The 20,016-nt window shown below is 58.0% G+C and carries 19 protein-coding genes and 1 pseudogene; 9 read left to right on the top strand and 11 right to left on the bottom strand.

All coding sequences use genetic code 11. The features are described from left to right. Positions 1-5 precede the first annotated feature (5 nt). From C3406_RS09690 to C3406_RS09680, 3 genes are all read right to left on the bottom strand, one after another. On the bottom strand, positions 6-1,127 hold the full coding sequence (locus C3406_RS09690; RefSeq protein WP_103822030.1) for an amidohydrolase: 1,122 nt from the start codon (positions 1,125-1,127) through the stop codon (positions 6-8). Further along, positions 1,124-2,119: an LLM class flavin-dependent oxidoreductase gene (locus C3406_RS09685; RefSeq protein ID WP_103822031.1), complete on the bottom strand. Its 996-nt coding sequence runs from the start codon at positions 2,117-2,119 to the stop codon at positions 1,124-1,126. Before C3406_RS09685 ends, C3406_RS09690 begins: the two co-directional genes overlap by 4 nt. 110 nt (positions 2,120-2,229) lie before the next feature. After that, the gene (locus C3406_RS09680; protein WP_103822032.1) at positions 2,230-2,769 is read right to left on the bottom strand and encodes a P-loop NTPase family protein; all 540 of its coding nucleotides are present in this window, start codon (positions 2,767-2,769) and stop codon (positions 2,230-2,232) included. A 347-nt stretch (positions 2,770-3,116) separates the two neighbouring features. Here C3406_RS09680 and C3406_RS09675 point away from each other — a divergent pair. The 3 genes and pseudogenes from C3406_RS09675 to C3406_RS09665 form a co-directional block, all read left to right on the top strand. Continuing rightward, positions 3,117-4,436: pseudogene (locus C3406_RS09675) on the top strand (methyl-accepting chemotaxis protein); the annotation flags it as partial. Between the two features lie 41 nt (positions 4,437-4,477). Next, a complete protein-coding gene (locus tag C3406_RS09670) occupies positions 4,478-5,122 on the top strand; it encodes a hypothetical protein (RefSeq protein WP_103822033.1) in 645 nt (214 codons plus the stop codon). Between the two features lie 2 nt (positions 5,123-5,124). Beyond that, positions 5,125-6,432: an HdeD family acid-resistance protein gene (locus C3406_RS09665; RefSeq protein ID WP_199182702.1), complete on the top strand. Its 1,308-nt coding sequence runs from the start codon at positions 5,125-5,127 to the stop codon at positions 6,430-6,432. Here C3406_RS09665 and C3406_RS09660 read toward each other — a convergent pair. Then, entirely contained in the window at positions 6,404-6,802 is a 399-nt protein-coding gene (locus tag C3406_RS09660; protein ID WP_103822034.1) for a (R)-mandelonitrile lyase, read from the bottom strand. The two genes, C3406_RS09665 and C3406_RS09660, sit on opposite strands and share 29 nt — an antisense overlap. Positions 6,803-6,912: 110 nt before the next feature. Here C3406_RS09660 and C3406_RS09655 point away from each other — a divergent pair, with 110 nt between their 5' ends. Beyond that, positions 6,913-7,803 carry a LysR family transcriptional regulator gene (locus C3406_RS09655; protein WP_103822035.1) on the top strand — a complete coding sequence of 297 codons (891 nt, stop codon included), beginning with the start codon at positions 6,913-6,915 and terminating at the stop codon, positions 7,801-7,803. 226 nt (positions 7,804-8,029) lie between these two features. Further along, a complete protein-coding gene (gene ansP / locus C3406_RS09650; RefSeq protein WP_103822036.1) occupies positions 8,030-9,526 on the top strand; it encodes an L-asparagine permease in 1,497 nt (498 codons plus the stop codon). Between the two features lie 53 nt (positions 9,527-9,579). Here ansP and C3406_RS09645 read toward each other — a convergent pair whose 3' ends face one another. Further along, positions 9,580-9,981 (bottom strand): RidA family protein, encoded by a 402-nt coding sequence (locus C3406_RS09645; protein ID WP_103822037.1) that lies wholly within the window; start codon positions 9,979-9,981, stop codon positions 9,580-9,582. Positions 9,982-10,108: 127 nt separating this feature from the next. Between C3406_RS09645 and C3406_RS09640 the strand changes: the two genes are divergently transcribed. Next, positions 10,109-10,705, top strand: a complete 597-nt coding sequence (locus tag C3406_RS09640) for a TetR/AcrR family transcriptional regulator (RefSeq protein ID WP_103822038.1) — start codon at positions 10,109-10,111, stop codon at positions 10,703-10,705. A 111-nt stretch (positions 10,706-10,816) separates the two neighbouring features. On the opposite strand, the gene yncE is transcribed toward C3406_RS09640, so the two are convergent. Beyond that, on the bottom strand, positions 10,817-11,878 hold the full coding sequence (yncE, locus tag C3406_RS09635) for a 7-bladed beta-propeller protein YncE (RefSeq protein WP_103822039.1): 1,062 nt from the start codon (positions 11,876-11,878) through the stop codon (positions 10,817-10,819). Positions 11,879-12,143: 265 nt separating this feature from the next. On the opposite strand from yncE, the gene pqqU reads away from it, so the two are divergent. Next, positions 12,144-14,258 carry a TonB-dependent receptor PqqU gene (gene pqqU, locus C3406_RS09630; RefSeq protein ID WP_103822040.1) on the top strand — a complete coding sequence of 705 codons (2,115 nt, stop codon included), beginning with the start codon at positions 12,144-12,146 and terminating at the stop codon, positions 14,256-14,258. A 35-nt stretch (positions 14,259-14,293) separates the two neighbouring features. On the opposite strand, the gene C3406_RS09625 is transcribed toward pqqU, so the two are convergent. From C3406_RS09625 to C3406_RS09610, 4 genes are all read right to left on the bottom strand, one after another. Beyond that, positions 14,294-15,832 carry a methyl-accepting chemotaxis protein gene (locus C3406_RS09625; protein ID WP_103822041.1) on the bottom strand — a complete coding sequence of 513 codons (1,539 nt, stop codon included), beginning with the start codon at positions 15,830-15,832 and terminating at the stop codon, positions 14,294-14,296. Positions 15,833-16,014: 182 nt separating this feature from the next. Continuing rightward, the gene (locus C3406_RS09620) at positions 16,015-16,683 is read right to left on the bottom strand and encodes a GntR family transcriptional regulator (RefSeq protein ID WP_103822042.1); all 669 of its coding nucleotides are present in this window, start codon (positions 16,681-16,683) and stop codon (positions 16,015-16,017) included. Between the two features lie 255 nt (positions 16,684-16,938). After that, positions 16,939-17,979, bottom strand: a complete 1,041-nt coding sequence (locus C3406_RS09615; protein ID WP_103822043.1) for an NADP-dependent oxidoreductase — start codon at positions 17,977-17,979, stop codon at positions 16,939-16,941. Between the two features lie 65 nt (positions 17,980-18,044). Beyond that, a complete protein-coding gene (locus tag C3406_RS09610; RefSeq protein WP_103822044.1) occupies positions 18,045-18,620 on the bottom strand; it encodes a helix-turn-helix domain-containing protein in 576 nt (191 codons plus the stop codon). A 150-nt stretch (positions 18,621-18,770) separates the two neighbouring features. On the opposite strand from C3406_RS09610, the gene C3406_RS09605 reads away from it, so the two are divergent. Continuing rightward, complete coding sequence (locus tag C3406_RS09605) at positions 18,771-19,289, top strand: GNAT family N-acetyltransferase (protein ID WP_103179695.1); 519 nt, start codon at positions 18,771-18,773, stop codon at positions 19,287-19,289. Further along, on the top strand, positions 19,286-19,735 hold the full coding sequence (locus C3406_RS09600; RefSeq protein ID WP_103822045.1) for a DMT family transporter: 450 nt from the start codon (positions 19,286-19,288) through the stop codon (positions 19,733-19,735). The genes C3406_RS09605 and C3406_RS09600 overlap by 4 nt, the downstream gene beginning before the upstream one ends. 1 nt (position 19,736) lies before the next feature. Here C3406_RS09600 and C3406_RS09595 read toward each other — a convergent pair whose 3' ends face one another. Further along, positions 19,737-19,970, bottom strand: coding sequence for a YdcY family protein (locus tag C3406_RS09595; protein ID WP_103822046.1), 234 nt, complete (start codon positions 19,968-19,970; stop codon positions 19,737-19,739). Between the last annotated feature and the right edge of the window lie 46 nt (positions 19,971-20,016).

Here is a 20,016-nt window from a genome sequence, read left to right as displayed (position 1 = left end):
TACCCTTAAAGTTGATTCAGTGCTTTTTCTGCAAGCCGGGCGAAATAGCGCGCGGCGGGTGCGATGAGGGCTTCGTCCGGGTTAAAGGCCGGATGATGCAATCCATAGGGGCTGGCGCTGCCGATGCTGACAAAGGCACCGGGGATCTGCTGGAGATAGACGGCGAAATCCTCCCCGCCCATATGCAGCTCCGCCTGCTGCGTCTCGTAGCCGGTCTCCCGCGCCACCGAGGTGGCAAACTCGGCCCAGGTGGCGTCGTTGACCAGCGCGGTAGGCCCGGCATACCAGGTGATGTCGATCTGCGCATTAAAGGCGCTGGCGAATCCGGCGGCGATCTCAGCTACCCGGGCCTTCACGTTCTGCTGCACTTCGGTGCGATGGGTGCGCAGGGTTCCTTCCAGCTCGACGTGCTCCGGCAGTACGTTCCAGGTGTTGCCGCCGGTAATGCGCGTCACGCTCAGTACCACCGAGTCGAGGGTGTTAACGTTGCGGCTGGCAACGCTTTGCAGGGCCGTCACCAGCTGGCTGGCGGTCACGATGGCGTCGTGACCTTCATGAGGACGGGCGGCGTGAGCGCCTTTACCGGTAATGCGCAACACAAAGCGGTCAACGTTGGCGTAGAACGGGCCGCCGCGGGTAGCAAAGTGTCCCACCGGCAGACCGGGTTCGTTATGCATGCCGAAGATGGCGCTGAGGTCGCGCAGGGCACCGGCGCGCACCAGGCTTTTGGCGCCGCCGAAGTTTTCCTCCGCGGGCTGGAACAGGATCCGCACCCGGCCATTGAGCGCCTCTTCCCGCGCTTTCAGCTGCAAGGCGGCGCCGAGGATCACGCTGGTGTGAATGTCGTGGCCGCAGGCGTGCATCACGCCAGGGTGCCGGGAGGTAAAAGCTACGCCGCTGCGCTCTTCAATTGGCAGGGCGTCGATATCGGCGCGCAGGGCAATCTGTTTTTCACCCCTCCCCACCTCGGCGACCACGCCGGTTTGCAGGTCATAGGGCAGGATGGCGATCCCGGCGTCACCCAGCCACTGACGCAGACGGGCGGTGGTCTGGACTTCTTCCCCGGAGAGTTCTGGGTTCTGGTGCAGCTCGCGGCGCCAGGCGATCAGCTGTTGCTCCAGGCTCATACCGCCACCTCCCGTTGCTGGCGGGCCTGGGCCAGCAGACGCAGGGACTGCACCCGCGCAGCGCCGTCGGCCACCGGGGTATCGATGATGAACTCGTCAATACCCCACTGCTGATGCAACGCCTCCAGCTGTTCGAGCACCAACTCCGCTGTGCCCACCAGCAGGGACTGAGCGCGACGAGCGATGCGCAGCGGCTCGCTGTTCGCCTGGCGGGCAAAGGCGTAGGCCTGCTCTTCGCTGGCGACGGTCACCCGCTGGCCGTTGGCCAGCTCAACGCCCCACACTTCTACTGCGCTTGCCAGCGACTCGGCCTGCGCCTGTGTGGGAGCAACAATGGCCTGCACCGCGACAATGACATCCCGGGCGCTGTGGGCGCGCCAGGTCTCAATGACCTCACGCAGAAGATCGGGGTCGCCATTCAGATGGGCGGCAAAAACAAAGTCCCAGTTGAGGCGGGCGGCGAGACGCGCGCTCTCCACGCTGGCACCCAGCAGAAAACCGGCGGCAGGCACCTGTGGCCGCGGGGTGGCACGCACCGCCCCCTCCTCTGAACCTGGGTTGATCCAGCCATCCAGCTGCGCCAGCTGTGTAGCGAAATCGCCCTTCTCCTGCGGATTGAGGCCGAGCTGGAGCGCCTTTGTCGAGAGCGGCAGTCCGCCGGGTGCCTTGCCGACGCCCAGATCCACGCGCCCAGGGGCAATGGCCGCCAGCAGGTTGAAGTTTTCCGCCACTTTGTAGGGGCTGTAGTGTTGCAGCATGACCCCGCCGGAGCCGACGCGAATGCGCCGGGTCTGTCCGAGGATCCAGGCAATCAGCAGCTCCGGGGACGGGCTCGCCAGTTGCGGGGTGTTGTGGTGTTCGGCAATCCAGAAGCGGTGATAACCCAGCGTCTCCGCCTGCTGCGCCAGGCTCAGGGTGCGGGCCAGCGCATCGGCGGCCGTTTCGTGTTCTGCGACAGGACTTTTATCCAGAATGCTGATTCGCCAGGACATGTTGCAATCTCGTTTGATTAAACATGTCGCCATTATTAAGGGGCGATTTCACCGCTGAGAAACAATTAATTTACATTTGGTTTGCCATATTTCAGAAATACCGCGACGGGTTAGCGCGCTGCACGTAGCTCCGCGAGCAGCGCTTCGGCCTGTTGTCGGGTGGTGATGCGGACGAAGCGGATATGGGCATAAGAGGGGTTGCGCATATCCGCCTCGTAGCGCGCCCGGTTGCTGCGCCAGGTTTTCAGCGTCCAGAGCAGGATCGACTCGCGACTCAAAAAGGAGCGGCGAAAGCTCTCCCGGTTGCCGGTGCCGGGCCACAGCTCCTGCTGCGTCCAGGCGCGCTTTACCGCCCGCGTCACCGCCTGACGCAGGGTGCGCGCCAGGCCGTAATCCACCCACACCACCAGATCCACGTCGCGCCATTTTATGGGCCGGGTGCGGTTATAGTTGCCGTCCAGCACCCAGCCAGGGGTCACGTTGAGGGCGGCTTCCAGCTTCGCAACGAGAATATCGTCCGGGGTGCCCTGCCACTCCGGAAGCCAGTAGAGGGTATCCATTTCGATACAGGGCAGCGCCAGTTCCGTGGCGATCCGGCGGGCGAGCGTGCTTTTGCCGCTACCGCTGGTGCCAATAATATTAATTTTCATCGTCTCACCTGTTGATCGGATAACCGTTATTAACCATGATAATGTTTTATCCTTGTTAATGAAACGCTATTTCGAAAGGTGTGATTTACATCATGGCTTGATTAACCCCTTTTCATTTGGCTTAAGTCGATTTATTTACCGCTCTGTTTTTCGCCTGCAATTTATTAATTGCATTTTTATTACATGAGCCAACATGAGACTGAAAAAAATAGTTAATTCAGGCGCTTTATAATTTTTTAAATTTTGTGGAGAATACGCCCGTCGTAATATTTAAGAATAACAATTTTACCTTGCCTGAACTTTTTTGGGCGGCTTCGCTTTACGCAGACATCACCCCGGAGTTATTTATGAGGCGTAACAATCACGTTACACAAAACGAGTATTTGCTTAACGAAGGCTCGACCTTAATGTCGACCACCGATATCCAGAGCCATATTACTTACGCGAACTCAGCCTTTATTGATGCCAGCGGTTATAAAGAAGAACATCTTATTGGTGAACCTCATAATGTGATCCGCCACCCGGATATGCCTGCAGAGGCGTTTGCCGATATGTGGTTTACCCTGCACGAGGGGGAGAGCTGGACGGGACTGGTGAAGAACCGCCGCCATAACGGGGATCACTACTGGGTGCGCGCCAACGTCACGCCGGTTTATCAGAATGACACGCTTACCGGCTATATCTCGGTACGCAATATTCCCGCGCGCCATGAGATAGATGCCAGTGAAGCGCTCTATGAGCGGGTGCGTAATAATCAGGTAAAAGGCCACCGCTTTTATAAAGGGGTGCTGGTTCGTCGGGGTCTATTTTCCTTTCTCTCGCTTTTCAAACGGCTCAGCACGGCAAAACGGATTAATTACTCCCTTGGGATAACCGCCCTGCTCGCCTTTGTCGTTTCTTTATCTCTCCCCGGCGGATTAATTCAAATTGCGGCGCTGGGGCTCCTCTTTATTTTGCAGGGCTTGTTTCTTAATGCCCAGATTTGTCGCCCGTTAAAAACCATTGTCAAAAAGATGCAGTGCGTGGTTTCCGGGCGCAAAACGGACTATACCCATTTTGAACGTGTCGACGAAATAGGCTTAATGATGCGACTGGTTAATCAGTCCGGTTTAAACCTCAATTCGCTGGTGGATGATGTAGGAACGCAAATCAGCGGCATCCGCGCTATCAGCCAGCAGGTGGCGAAGGAAGGCGATGCCCTGCAGGCGCGATCCGAAGAGACGGCGGACGATCTGCAGCAGACGGCCGCGGCAGTGGAAGAGATAGCCAGCGCGGTTCAGCAGACCGCAGATACGGCAGAACAGGCTATCCAGATGGCGGACCAGACCAGCGCCAGCGCGTACCGTGGCGAAGCCGTGATGAAGCAAACCATCGGCGTGATGCAGTCGGTATCAAAGGATAACGGCCAGATCGTCGATATCATCGCGGTGATCGACCGGATCGCCTTCCAGACCAATATTCTGGCGCTCAACGCCGCGGTGGAAGCGGCCCGCGCCGGTGAAGCTGGACGCGGTTTTGCGGTGGTGGCTGCCGAGGTGCGTAATCTGGCCCAGCACTCCGCGTCAGCGGCAAAGGAGATCGCCGCGCTTATCGAGAAAAACGTCGCCAGCGTCAACGCCGGGGTGGATATGGTAGCGCAGACCGAAGCGCAACTGACCACCATGATTGGTTCGCAATACTGCTGGCGACCCTGTTCATCTTTAGCGATGTGCCCGATCGCGGCGACAATATCGCCCTGATTTACTCCCTGGCCTGCCTGCCGTTGATCCTGCTGACCGCAACCACCGTGGTGTGCGGTAATCGTCTGGCGTCGCTGGCCTTTATTCTCTTTAGCGCGGTGGTTATCTACGCCTCATGGCGGGAGACCGGCCCCTTCTATTTTGCCCGCCTGACGCCGGAAGAGTCGATATTGCTGGCACAGTGCTACCTTTCCGCGGCCGCCCTGCTGCTGGTCTTTATCCGCGCCCAGAAAACACACCGTCCAGGGGATGGCCGTTTTCAGGGCGTGGCGTACTCTTTGGATCCTGAAAGTGGTCGTCTGCTCTGGGAGTCTCATGCCGACCCGCGCCTAAGTGCCGCATTAGCCCCTCTCACCAGCCGGGAAGCCCTGCTCGCCCGGGTTCCCGATGCAAAGCAGAAGCAACAGATGGTTGCCCGCTGGCAGGCGGTGGCGCAGGGTCAGCCCGTAACCGAGCCCTTTCGTTTTAGCCTGGCGTTGGCGGACCGCCCACCGGTGTCGATAACAGAGCGCAATATGCTGCTGATGGCGGATAAAGATCGCCCGGTGATTGTCGCCTTCTGGTCCGGCGAGAGAGGAAGCCTGTTTCAGACCACGCCGCAGGGGGAGGTTTAACGATGCTGCAGATCGCCTTTTTGCTCGCCGGTGCGGCATTTGTCCGGAAAGCGGCACCTTACTTTATGCTGGCGGGTGTGCTCTGGGGCGGGCTTGGGCTGGCCATTTTTATCGATGGCTTGCAGGGCGGGCTGCACTTTCCGCTGCATATCTTTGGCCTGTTTCTGCTGCTCGACAGTCTGGTATCCCTGACATTAGGGTCGGCGGCGAAAGGAACCCAGCGCGGCATCTTTTACTTCAAGGGCGGTCTGTTCCTGCTCATCGCCATGTTGATTTTATCCGGACGCCACGACGGCACGCTGGCGCTGGCCATCGTCTTTGGGCTGGCGTACTTCATTACCGGCCTGTTCACCATCGCCTCTGCTGTGGTGGTGCGCTTTACCCACTGGCGGCGAGCGCTGCTCGCGGGGGTGGCACAGATCCTGTTCGCCATTTTTCTGTTCCTGCCCTTTCCAACGCAGCATGACGGCACCGTCTCGCAGTTTATCGGCATGGTCATGCTCACCGGCGGGGTGCAGTCGGTGCTCCTCTCCCTGCGGATGCGGCAGGTCCGTCATGGCCGCTCGGTATTTGATATTCTCGCCCCGCAGACGTTGATCCCCGCCCGGCGCGAGGCGCTGCCGCCCACCGTGACAAACACGCCGGGCAATCAGCTGATTGTGCATGTCTGGACCCCGGAAGGATCGGCAAAACAGCAGACCCTGCCGCGCCCGGTCATTAACCGCTATATCGCCGCCGTGGATGCCAACGGGGTGATATCCACCGGCCATGCGGCGCTGGAGTGCCCTCCCCACCTCTACATCAGCCTCTATCCGGCAGCGGAGATCGACCGTTCCCCCTCCGAGTTTTTTAATCTGCTCAAAGCGGTGGAGGCGAACACCGTGGCGGGGAAATACCAACCTGACTATCGCTATGAGGCGGGGATCTGGTGCGAGTCCGACCGCAAAATCCACTTCTCCATTTTTAATGCGGCGTCGCTTAACAGTTTCTGGACGCAGTACCGCCAGACCGAAACCTATAACCTCACCTGGCGCAACTGCTCCAGCAGTGTGGCGTATGCCCTTGAAGCGGCTCTGGATGGCGTGTTGAAAGAGCGCTGTACCCGGGGCGGTTTTTTGCGGCTGCTGCTCATTCCGGAGCTGTGGATCGCCGCGCAGCTGCGCAAACGCGCCACCAATATGGCCTGGACGCCCGGGCTGGTGCTTGACTATACCCGGGCGCTGCACGCCATTGTGCATCCCAATGGCGTTTCGCTGATCACCTTTATCAAAAACCGATTTTCTACCCCTGCGGATACTGCTCGTCGGTGACTTTCTCCAGCCAGTCCACCGGGCTGCCGTTCACCGCTTCGGCGATGGCGATATGGGTCATCGCGGTCTGCGCGCAGGCACCGTGCCAGTGCTTAACGCCCGGTGGGATCCAGGCGATATCGCCCTGATTCAGGACTTCAGCCTCTTTACCCCACGCCTGTAGCCAGCCGCGACCCTGGGTAACGATCAGCGTCTGCCCCAGCGGATGCGTATGCCACGCGGTGCGCGCTCCGGGTTCAAAAGTGACGGTCGCCCCGCCCACTTTCGCGGGCTCGGTGGCCTGAAAAGGTGCGTCGATACGTACGGTGCCGGTAAACCAGGCCTCTGGTCCCCGGACGGAAGGTAATGAACCGCTGCGGATAATTTTCATGCTGACTCCTCGTTTGCTGTTGCGTTAACAGTAGCGCATGCCGGTGGGGAGGATTAGACTGCATAATCAGAAAGGAATGATGAATCAAATTCATATATCCGGAAATCCTGATGCTGAAAGAGAACTTTAACGACTTGCTGTCATTTATGGTGGTCGCCCGGGAGCGCAGTTTTACCCGCGCTGCGGCCCAACTTGGCGTCTCCCAGTCTGCCCTCAGCCATGCCATGCGCAACCTCGAAGCCCGGCTGGATATGCGCCTGCTTACCCGAACCACCCGCAGCGTGGCCCCCACCGAAGCGGGCGAGCAGCTCATTATGCGCTTAAGCCCCCACCTGCTGGAGATGGAACAGGCGCTAACCGCGCTGCGCAATATGCGGGATATACCGGCGGGTAATATCCGCATCACCGCAGGGGAGCATGCGATGAGCGCGGTGCTGTGGCCGGTGCTCAAACCCTTTATGGTTCAGTACCCGGACATCAATGTAGAGGTGACGATAGATAACGGCCTGACGGATATCGTCGACGGGCGTTTTGATGCCGGGGTGCGCCTGGGGGAGCAGGTTGCGAAGGATATGATTGCGGTGCGCATCGCGCCGGACATGCGGATGGCAGTGGTCGGCTCTCCGGACTATTTTGCCCGCTACGGTGAACCGCAAACCCCCGAGCAGCTGGCGAATCACCGCTGCATCAACATGCGCCTGCCGACGCGGGGTGGCCTGTATGCCTGGGAGTTTGTCCATAAGGGAGAGGAGATCCGCGTCCGGGTAGAGGGACAGCTTATCCTGAATAGCCTGCCCCAGCGTCTGGATGCCGCACAGGCGGGCCTGGGGCTGGCCTATGTCCCGGAGGAAACAGCGCAGGAGGCCATCGATCGTGGGCGGCTGGTCCGTACGCTGGAGGCATACTGCCCGGTGTTTGATGGCTACCACCTCTACTACCCCAGCCGCCGCCAGCACACCACCGCCTTTGCCTTACTGGTGGCGGCGTTACGTCGAAACTAGCCTGCTATCCGGCACAAAATATTTACTTCAGCATGCATCACTTTCACGCCGTTATTTTTTGCGTCGTTTATTAATTGCAGGTAGGATGCTTCGCCATGTTTTGCCTTATCCATACGCAGAATGACTGGAAAGGCAGAATATTTCCGCGCGAGAGCAATCGTTTGTATTGTCGACCGCCGGTTATGGACACGATGTTCTTGATTCAGACAGGCAAACAGGTAACTCAATGAAAACAAGCAATAAAAGCGCAGCCGATCATCACGCTGCGAAACGTCGCTGGTTGAACGCCCACGAAGAGGGCTATCACAAGGCGATGGGCAACCGTCAGGTGCAGATGATTGCCATCGGCGGCGCTATCGGTACCGGGCTGTTTTTAGGTGCAGGCGCACGTCTGCAGATGGCTGGCCCGGCTCTGGCACTGGTTTATCTGGTGTGCGGGATCTTCTCCTTCTTTATTCTGCGTGCCCTTGGCGAGCTGGTGTTACACCGTCCGTCCAGCGGCAGCTTCGTCTCTTATGCCCGTGAGTTTCTCGGTGAGAAAGCCGCTTACGTGGCGGGCTGGATGTACTTTGTTAACTGGGCGATGACCGGGATCGTGGATATCACCGCCGTGGCCCTTTATATGCACTACTGGGGCGCGTTTGGCGATGTGCCGCAGTGGGTGTTTGCCCTTGGCGCGCTGGCGATTGTCGGCACCATGAACATGATCGGCGTAAAGTGGTTCGCTGAGATGGAGTTCTGGTTTGCGCTGGTAAAAGTGCTGGCGATCGTCATCTTCCTGGTGGTGGGCACCGTGTTCCTCGGCAGCGGCAAAACGCTGGATGGCAACATGACCGGCTTCCACCTGATCACCGATAACGGCGGCTTCTTCCCGCACGGCCTGCTGCCTGCCCTGGTGCTGGTCCAGGGCGTGGTGTTCGCCTTTGCCTCCATTGAACTGGTGGGCACCGCGGCGGGCGAATGTAAAGAGCCGGAGAAAACCGTACCCAAAGCGATTAACAGCGTGATCTGGCGTATCGGCCTCTTCTATGTCGGCTCCGTGGTGCTGCTGGTTCTGCTCCTGCCGTGGAATGCCTATCAGGCAGGCCAGAGCCCGTTCGTGACCTTCTTCTCGAAGCTCGGCGTGCCGTACGTGGGCAGCATCATGAACATCGTGGTGCTGACCGCGGCGCTCTCCAGCCTGAACTCCGGTCTCTACTCCACGGGCCGTATTCTGCGCTCCATGTCGATGGGCGGCTCCGCACCGCGGTTTATGTCGAAAATGAGCAAGCAGCAGGTGCCATACGCGGGCATTCTGGCGACGCTGGTGGTCTATGTCTTTGGCGTATTCCTGAACTATCTGGTGCCGTCCCAGGTCTTTGAGATTGTCTTGAACGTTGCGGCGCTGGGCATTATCGCCTCCTGGGCCTTTATCGTGGTGTGCCAGATGCGTCTGCGCAAGGCGATCAAAGAAGGCACCGCCGCTCCGGTAAGCTTCAGAATGCCGGGCGCGCCGGTCACCTCCTGGCTGACCCTGCTCTTCCTGTTCAGCGTGCTGGTGCTGATGGCGTTCGACTATCCGAACGGCACCTACACCATCGCCACCATCCCGCTGCTGGCGATCCTGCTGGTGGCGGGCTGGTTCGGTGTGCGCAAGCGCGTACATGCGGTCCACAGCACCGCGCCAAAGCACCCGGATGAAGGCAAGCTCGACGGTCCGCTGGTGGAAGAGACGTCGCGTTAATCGCTTCAATTAAAAAGGGAAGGCAAATGCCTTCCCTTTTTTTTGCCCGGGGCCTACACAACCGGAGCAGGGATGCGCGCGATGACCTTAATTTCGAAATCAAATCCGGCAAGCCAGGTGACACCGACGGCGGTCCAGTTCGGATAAGGGGCCTGCGGGAAAATCGCCTGTTTGACCTGCATGATCGTCGGGAACTGATTCTCAGGATCAGTGTGGAAGGTTGTCACATCAATCAGATCGTCAAAGGTACACCCCGCCGCGGCAAGGGTTGCTTTAAGATTATCAAACGCAAGCTGCACCTGAGCGGCGAAATCGGGCTCGGGGGTGCCATCGACGCGGCTTCCTACCTGACCCGAAACAAACAGCAAATCGCCGGAACGGATGGCGGCAGAATAACCGTGTTCTTCATAAAGAGCATGACGGTTAGCGGGGAAAACCGGTTCGCGCTGGATCATAAGGTATCCTGTACTGTATCAACGTTGGAAAAGGCAAAGCGCAGCGCATAAAGATGATTTAATATACGCGGCGTATGTCAAATTAATCACACATACGCCGCGTATGTCAAATGAAGATGGAGAGATTATGGTTGCCAGACGCCGCAGCGAAACGATGGAAGAGAACCGTGCAAAACTGCTGATGGCTGCACGGAAAGCCTTTGCGGAAAACGGCTTTGCCGCCGCATCCATGGATGAATTAACCGCCAGCGTCGGCCTTACCCGCGGGGCGCTGTACCACAATTTTGGTGATAAAAAGGGGCTACTCGCCGCCGTTGTCGACCAGATAGATCGAGATATGGCACAGCGTGCGAAGGCTGAGGCCGCTGATGTGAGTGATGACTGGGAAAGACTGCTGGCGGAAGGGATCGCCTATATCAAAATGGCGCTTGACCCGGAGGTGCGACGCATCGTGCTGCTTGATGGCCCCGCTTTTCTCGGCGATCCCGCCCAGTGGCCCGGTCAGTTAAGCTGCCTTGAATCGACGCGCCAGAGCATCCTCAAGATGCTCGAACGCGGCGTGATTAAGCCTGTGGATGCGGGCGCTGCGGCCTATATGTTAAACAGCGCGGCCATGAATGCCGCACTGTGGATCGCCGCCAGCCAGGATCCGCAGAAGGCGCTGCCGGACATTATTAAGGTATTTACGCACCTGGCAAGCGGCCTGTGCCAGCGCGCGCAATAAAGGCGAAGCCGCACCCGCCTTTTTGCCCGGCGGCGCTGCGCTTGCACGGGCCTACAAAACCCGCATACATTCGTAGGCCGGGTAAGGCGCAGCCGCCACCCGGCACTGAACTTACAGCGCGATACGGATCACGTCATCAGGCTGGGTGGCTTCCTGCTGGCGGGTCGACTTCTGCTTCACCGTCACGTACAGGGTTTTGCCGTCGGCGGAGAGCGCCAGGCTGTTCGGGAAGGTCGGCGTGTCGTGCGTTTTGGTCACTTTGTAGGTTTTGGCGTCAATCACGCTCACCTTGCCCGCCTCACGGTGGGTGACGTAGGCTTCGTCCCGGGCCGGGTTAAACAGCACCGCCAGAGATTCCGGGGCTGCCACCTTGTTGATGATGCTGCCATCTTTCAGGGAGACAACCAGCACTTCCGGCTGCTTAGAGTCGGTGATGAACGCACGCTGGCCCTTAACATCCAGGCTCAGGTTCAGGTAAAAGTGCTCTTTACCGTCGTCCAGCAACTTCTTACGCGCGATGATTTTGTGGGTCGCGGTGTCGATGGTCACCAGCTCGCCGTCACCGTTGGTGGTGTAGAGACGCTTCGCCTGGGCATCCAGCGCCAGACCGGTGCTGAATTTGCCGGTGCCGGTAATGGTCTCTTTCAGCTTCAGCGTTTCGCCGTCCACCACCCAAATCACGCTCTCTTTGCCGATACCGGTGATATAGACGGTGTTCGTGGTGTCATCCGCCACCAGCTCACGCGGTTGCAGCGGTTTCACAGTCTCGCTGCGCTTACGATCGTCCAGCACCAGACGGCCCTTCACGTCACCGGTTTTCGCGTCAATGGCCGTTACCGCACTGTTGGTGGTGTTACCAAACCACAGGGTCTGGGTGGCGTTATTGATGGTGGCGCCAAACGGCTTCAGGTCGCTATGAATGGCCTGCGTCACTTCCAGCGTCAGCGGATCGAGGCGGTAGACCACCCCACCTTTATCCATTTTGCGGCTCTGGGTGGTGGCAACCCACAGCGCATTTTCCTGCTGGCTGACGGCCATTTCATATGCGCCTTTACCCACTGCTTTACGCAGCATCTCTTCTGCGGCATGAACATTAAAAGAACCGGCTACCAGCAAAGACCCCAACAGCAGTGAGCTACGCAGACGCGGCGAGCACAGGTGACGTAAATTCATAACAACTCCCTTTCGAGTAAATGGTACCGCTGACATCGCTTCCGGCTGGCAAAGTCATCGCTTCGCCTGATTATGGATGAGAATAGTAATCATTATTTATCTCATTGTGGAGTAATTCTTGATCGCATCAAGCTTATTCGCTGATTTAACCTACACTTGGGTTAACGCTACGTGCGGTTATGGTTTTCAAAATATTTACAAAAGATTTACCATACCCGCACATGTTCCATTTGGTTCGTCTTTCTTTTAAGCGGTTTTTTAATTCATGAAAATCTTTTCTGCCCGCAGGGCAACGCTCCCCCTGCTGTTGGTTCCTGTTGTTTTAGCCCCTGTCGCAGCGATGGCGGCCGACGAACAGACCATGATCGTCAGCGCGTCACCACAATCGCTCTCAGAGTTAGATACCCCTGCCGCGGTCAGCGTGGTTAACGGCGAGGATATACGTCATGCGACCCCGCGCATTAACCTCTCTGAATCCCTCGGCAGCGTGCCGGGATTACAGATCCAGAACCGACAGAACTACGCCCAGGATCTCCAGCTCTCAACCCGAGGTTTTGGCGCCCGCTCCACCTTTGGGGTGCGCGGCATTCGTCTCTATGTGGACGGTATCCCGGCGACGATGCCGGATGGTCAGGGGCAAACCTCGAATATCGATCTCAACAGCATTGAGAGCGTGGAAGTGCTGCGCGGGCCGTTTTCCGCCCTCTATGGCAACGCCTCCGGCGGAGTGGTAAACATGACCACCGAAACCGGGCGTGAGCCGAACACCGTCGAGGCCAGCAGCTATTACGGCAGCTACGGCAGCTGGCGCTACGGTCTGAAGGCCACCGGCGCGATGGGCGACGGCACCCAGCCGGGGGATGTGGATTACACCGTCTCCACCACCCGCTTCACCACCCACGGCTATCGCGACCACAGCGGCGCGCGTAAAAATCTCGCCAACGCCAAGCTGGGCGTACGCATCGACGACGCCAGCAAGCTGAGCCTGATTTTCAACAGCGTGGATATGAAAGCCAACGATCCCGGCGGGCTGGACTATCAGGAGTGGCGGGATAACCCGCGCCAGTCGCCGCGCGGCGATCAGTACAACACCCGCAAAACCATCAAGCAGACCCAGGCGGGCCTGCGCTATGAGCGCCAGCTCAGCGCCCAGGACGACCTCAGCGTGATGGCCTACGCCGGTGAACGTGAGATGACCCAGTATCAGTCGATTCCCTACCAGCCACAGCTGCGCCCTACTCACGCCGGCGGCGTGATCGACATGCAGCGCCACTATCAGGGGATCGACACCCGCTGGACTCACCGTGGTGAGCTGCTGGTGCCGATGACCTTCACCACCGGTCTGAATTACGAAAACCTCAGCGAAGATCGTCGCGGGTATGAAAACTTCGTGATGAACAACGGCGTGCCGGATTATGGCCAGAAAGGGGCGAAGCGCCGCGATGAGCGCAACCTGATGTGGAACGTCGATCCCTACCTGCAAACCAACTGGCAGCTGACACAGAAGCTCTCCCTCGACGCGGGCGTGCGCTACAGCTCCGTGTGGTTCGACTCTAACGACCACTACGTGCAGGGCGCTAACGGCGACGACAGCGGTGAGGCCAGCTACCACAAATGGCTCCCGGCCGGGGCGCTGAAGTACCGCGTAACCGACGCCTGGAACCTCTATGCCGCCGCGGGCCGCGGGTTTGAGACCCCGACCATCAACGAGCTCTCCTACCGTTCCGATAACCAGAGCGGCCTGAACTTTGGCCTCAAGCCATCCACCAACAACACCTACGAGGTGGGAAGCAAAACGCGCATCGGCAATGGCCTGTTCACTGCGGCGCTGTTCCGTACCGATACCGACGATGAGATCGTCGTTGACGCCAGCGCGGGCGGCCGCACCAGCTATAAAAACGCCGGTAAAACCCGCCGTCAGGGGGTGGAGCTCTCTCTGGATCAGCAGTTTGCTGAAAACTGGAAGCTGAAAATGGCGTGGACCTATCTGGATGCCACCTATCGCACCAACGTCTGTGGCGATAGCGACTGTAACGGCAACCGGATGCCGGGCATTGCCCGCAACATGGGCTATGCCTCCTTTGGCTGGCAGCCGGTCGAGGGGTGGTATGCGGGATCGGATGTGCGTTATATGAGCGACATCGAAGCTGATGACGAAAACAGCGCCAAAGCGCCCTCTTATACCGTTGTGGGTCTGAACACCGGCTATAAGCTGAATATGGGCAACTGGGGCATGGACATCTTTGGTCGCGTGGATAACCTGTTCGACAAAGAGTATGTCGGCTCGGTGATTGTGAACGAATCAAACGGGCGTTACTACGAACCGGCACCGGGGCGTAACTATGGGGTGGGCCTTTCCGTCTCGTATCGCTTCGAGTGATAAAAAAACCGGCAGCCCAGGCTGCCGGTTTTGTTTTATGCCATCTGTGCGCGCTGTTCCAGACGGAACGCCGCCACCAGCGACTCCAGCAGACGGGCCTGATCTTCCAGCGCCCCTGCCGCCGTCGACGAGGCGCCTACCAGCGAGGCGTTCTTCTGGGTGGTGGTATCCAGCTCCATCACCGCCCGGGAGATCTGCTCGATACCACGGCTCTGCTCTTCCGAGGCCGAGGAGATCTCGCCCATGATGTCATTTACGCGGGTGACGGAATCCACCACCTGCTCCATGGTCTGCCCGGCTTTCGCCACCAGCTCGCTGCCGGTAGAGATGCGGGAGACCGACTCGCTGATCAGCTGCTCGATATCCTTCGCCGCCTGAGAGCTGCGCTGGGAGAGGCTGCGCACTTCGCTGGCCACCACCGCAAAGCCCCGCCCCTGCTCCCCGGCGCGCGCCGCTTCCACGGCTGCGTTGAGGGCCAGAATATTGGTCTGGAAGGCGATGCTGTTGATCACCGCCGTAATATCGGTGATTTTTTGCGAGCTGGTGTTGATATCGCTCATGGTGCTGACCACGTCGCGCATCACCCGTCCGCCCTGGGTCGCAGTCTGCGAGGCCTCGGCCGCCAGCTGGCTGGCGTGACGGGCGTTATCGGCGTTGTTCTTCACCGTGGCGGTGAGCTCTTCCATACTGGCGGCGGTCTGCACGACTGCCGCAGCCTGCTGCTCGGTACGAGAGGAGAGATCGGTGTTCCCTTCGGCAATTTCGCTGGCGGCCAGCGACACCTGCGCCACGCTGCTGCGCACCTCGCCAATCATCAAGCGCAGTTTATCGTTCATCCTGCCCATCGCCCCGGTCAGTTTGCCCAGTTCGTCTTCTCCCTGCGGGTGGATATCGGAGCTGAGATCGCCGCTGGCGATACGCTCGGCCAGCTGCAGGTTCTGTTTTACCGGACGGGTGATCTGGCGGGTCACCCACCAGGAGACCAGGATACCGAAGAGGATCGCCGCCACGCCAATAATGGCGGTGATGGTACTGGAGCTATAGGCCAGCGAATCATTATGCGTTTTGACCAGAGCAATGATCTCGCGGATTGAGGCGCTGCTGTCGTCGCCAGCGGTTTTGACTTTGTCTTCCGCAGCTTTCAGCGCCGCGGTGGCCGCCGGGTCGTTTTTGTTTGCGTTCCAGGCCGTCATCGCGCTCTGCATTTCCGTCACGCTGCTGCCAAAACGGGCAAGGTGCCCGGCAATCGCCTCAACAATGGCCCTCTCTTTTGCCGTCCACTCCAGCTCACGAGCCTCTTCGGTCAGTTCAACGGCATGTTTGACGTAATTTGCCATCAGCTGGCCGGACTTTTCGTCACCGTTATAGAGGAATTTGAGGCGGTTGATCTTGGCCTGGAAGACCTCGATATTGATGTTGTAGATCAGGTTGGTTTGCTGGTAAACGTCGCGAATTTCTTTAAAGCGCATCACGCTGAGCAAGGTCGATACTGCAACCAGCAGCAGTACCAGACCAAAACCCGCCGCGAGCTTTCTGCTCATTTTTATATTACGTAATCGTTGACTGACACTCATTCCTGGCTCCTTAAAAGGCGAATGTGCCTTTTAAGGTTATCGGCAGAGGTCAGGGTTATTTCATAGTTAAGCTGGTCTTATCAGTAGGCTAATAAATAAACTTTCCGGCAGCAGCTTGTCTGCCGGAAAAAAGAAACAGCTCATATTTAGCGAAATTACCGCTTCGTTTATTTCTGGCCCTGTTAGTTTGCAAACTGCCTGATTAATATTTCATTCGCTTCGTCGATCGCTTTATCAATCGCCGCCCGGCTGGCTTCCTGATCGCCCTTCGCAAGGGCATCAAGCAGCTCATCGTAACGATAGGAGCGGCTCGGCAATACAATGTCTGGATCGTAGAGACAGTTAAAACAGGGCCCGATGCGCACCCATAGCTGTTCGATAAGCGATATCAGCGTGGGCATGTCGGCATAGTGATAGAGCGTAAAACGAAAAGCCCGGTTGGAGTGAAGCGCGCGCTCCACCTCGCCATTGCTCATCGCATCGTGAAATTTTTCTGAAAGATCGCGCAGCGTCTCTAGCTTTTCGTCGGTCATCTGATTGCATGCCGCCGCGACAGCCATGCATTCCAGCGACTTACGAATAGCATTGACTTCGCTATAACGCTCTAAAGTGACTTCCGGCACCAGAAAAGCCTGCGCCGGGGTCGCGTGCAGCGCGCCCGCGGAGACCAACCGCAGCAGCGCTTCACGAACAGGAGTAATACTGGTACCGAGTTTATCCGCAATATCTTTGGTGACGAGCCGTGCGCCTGGCTTTAACGCGCCGGCAATCAGCGCGCTTTTCAGACTCACCTCAACCTGCATCGTCAGGCTCATTCGTTGAGCTTTTTCTAAATTGTCCAAATCCAGCATGTTCTGTTCCTGTTACCCACACTTAACTTAATTTCACAGACGGTTAAATAAGGACCGCTGAGTATTTGATATATCCTGTATCGCATGCCTGATTTACGTCAAAAGAAAACTATCAATCATAACTTTGTGTGATTGAAAAAATAAAAGACCCCGTTTTGTATACCGCGTTTCGTTTATTCTATGCCTGTATAATTAAAGACGTTATTTTGAATTTTGCACAGTTTAGTATGGCGGAATAATCCGCCATACCTGGTACTATTCGTTATTGTTCGCGACACGTATCACGACTTTGCCGAAGTTTTTTCCCTCCAGCAGGCCAATCAGCGCATCGGGCGCATTTTCCAGGCCATCCGTCACCTGTTCGCGATAGTGGATATTGCCCTCTTTGACCCACTGCCCCATCTGCTGCTGAAACTCTTCGATGCGGTGGCCATAATCCTGGTTGATGATGAACCCCTGCATGCGGATGCGTTTTTTCAGGATGGTGCCCATCAGCAACCCGAGACGATCCGGCCCTGGCGGCAGGTCGGTGGCGTTGTATCCGCTCACCAGCCCACAGACCGGTACGCGCGCCTGGGTATTGAGCAGCGGCAGCACCGCGTCAAACACTTTACCGCCGACATTTTCGTAGTAGATATCAATCCCCTGCGGACACGCCTGTTTAAGCTGTTCGGCAAAGTCATCCGCATGATGATCCAGGCACTGGTCGAAGCCCAGCACCTCGGTGGCGTGACGGCACTTCTCCGCCCCACCGGCAACGCCTACCACCCGGCAGCCTTTCAGCTTGCCAATCTGCCCAACGGTGGAACCTACCGGGCCGGTCGCCGCGGCCACCACCAGGGTCTCACCCGCTTTCGGTTGGCCGATATCCAGCAGTCCCATGTAGGCGGTAAAACCGGGCATGCCCAGAATACCTAACGACCATGAAGGGTGTTCCGGGTTCTCACCCAGTTTCACCAGCCCGTTGCCGTCGGAGAGTTCATACTCCTGCCAGCCGCTGTAGCCGAGCACCCATTCACCCGGCTGATAGTCAGGGTGGTTCGAGGCCTCAACGCGGCTGACGGTACCGCCCACCATTACGGCACCAATCTCTACCGGCGGCGAATAAGAGGGCGCGTCGCTCATGCGGCCACGCATATAAGGGTCAAGAGAGAGCCACATCGTGCGCAGCAGAAGCTGGCCGTCGGCGGGCTGAGGGATGTCGGTGGTTTCTAAACGAAAGTTATCAGCGGTGGGGGCACCATGGGGACGAGAAGCCAGAACCCATTGACGATTTTGCGTTGAAGATTGACTCATACCTCACTCCTTTTTATAGAAACGTCCTTAGAGCCTAGCCTCATCTTCCCCTGCCCGCTTTAACATTATGAGCCGGACTGGTTAAGCCTGACGACAAGGTAGACGCACGGCTCGCCGCTTTCGTTAATAAACCGGCAGTCGTTCGGCGGGCCTAATTCCAGACAATCTCCGGCCCGCATTTCATGGCGGGTATCCCCCTCCTGAAACACCAGCTCCCCCGACTGAAGCCAGATAAGCTGGCGCGCAAGGGCATAAGAGGAGGCGGGCATCGGTACATCGCTGTTGCCGGGCAATTCAACCTGCACCAGGTCGATAGGCAGATCGGTACGCGGCGAGACGTGTCGACGCAGATAGTGGGTTTGTGGGTCGCGCCAGACAGGCTGGCTTTCAAAGCGCAGCAGCTTGCCCTCCTGCATCTCGGCGCGGGCAATAAGGGTCGACATGCTGATGCCAAACGCGCCAGAGAGACGGGCCAGCAAGGTGGCGGTCGGGCTGCTGTCGCCGCGTTCGATTTTATGGATCATCGCTCGTGACACGCCCGCCCGCTCGGCAAGCTCGCTCAGGGACCATCCACGCGACTCGCGTTCAAGCCGAATACGCGCGCTGATCCGTTGATTCATATTGTCTGACAGAATATTCATCACGCCATACTATAGAGAAAGTAATGGATTACCACTGGCTTTTTTCATAACGAAAAGATATGTGTTATGCCGTAGCGTTTTCAGCAACTGTTTGTGTAATATCGTGACATCGCGTACTACTATAGTGAACAACACACCCCGAGGTTTCAGATGCTTATTCGTCACGCCACTAAAGAGGATTGCGCCGCTATCGGCGAGATTTATAACCACGCTGTACTGCATACCGCCGCCATCTGGAACGATACCACCGTGGACACCGATAACCGCATCGCCTGGTTCGAGGCGCGCCAGCTGATGGGCTATCCGGTGCTGGTCAGTGAGCACGATGGCGTGGTCACGGGATATGCCTCTTTCGGTGACTGGCGCGCCTTTGACGGGTTCCGCCATACGGTTGAGCATTCGGTTTATGTGCATCCGGATCATCAGGGCAAAGGCATCGGGCGGGCGCTGATGGAGCAACTTATTGTTGAGGCCCGACGCATCGGCAAGCACGTGATGGTGGCCGGGATCGAAGCGCAGAATCATGCCTCTGTACATCTGCATGAAACGTTAGGTTTTGTCACCACTGGCCAGATGCCGCAGGTGGGGACCAAGTTTGGCCGCTGGCTGGATCTGACCTTTATGCAGCTTCAGCTCGATGAGCGCAGCGAACCGGATAACATCGGATGAACCAGACCCTGACGCTGGTATTTCTGGTGGCGGCGGGCATTGGGCTGGTGGTGCAGAACACCCTGATGGTGCGCATCACCCAGACCTCAAGCACCATTCTTATCGCCATGCTGCTCAACTCGCTGGTGGGGATTGTGCTCTTTGTATCGATCCTGCTGATTAAAAACGGCGTCGCCGGGTTCAGCGAGCTGGTTCACACGGTGCGCTGGTGGACCTTAATCCCCGGCCTGCTGGGCTCATTTTTTGTCTTCGCCAGCATCAGCGGCTATCAGTATGTCGGGGCCGCGACGACCATCGCCGTGCTGGTTGCCAGCCAGTTAATCGGGGGTCTGGTGATGGATGTAGTGCGCAGCCAGGGGGTGCCGCTGAAAGCCCTGATCGGCCCGGTATGCGGCGCGGTGCTGCTGGTGGTTGGCGCCTGGCTGGTGGCCAGACGCCAGTTCTGAATCAGAGGATCACCCCGCCTTTGGTCAGGCTCTCATGGCGGGCCTCCTGGTCCTCTTTGTACTGTTTACCGTGGTGGGCGATGGCGTTACGCAGGCGCTGCTGCTGGGTATAGCGATCTTCACGGCTTAACTCGTTATCCTCGCTAAGTTCGATCAGCAGTTCATTCATATGTGCAATCACGCTTTCGGCAATCGTTGCGTCAACGCGGGCGGTAACATCCTCTAAATGTGACATTGTCACTCCTTCTCAGCTTGCCCGGCGGCGCTACGCTTGCCGGGCC

It is taken from the genome of Leclercia sp. LSNIH8, assembly GCF_002920195.1.
GTDB lineage: Bacteria > Pseudomonadota > Gammaproteobacteria > Enterobacterales > Enterobacteriaceae > Enterobacter.
This window is presented reverse-complemented; position numbering and strand designations above follow the sequence as displayed.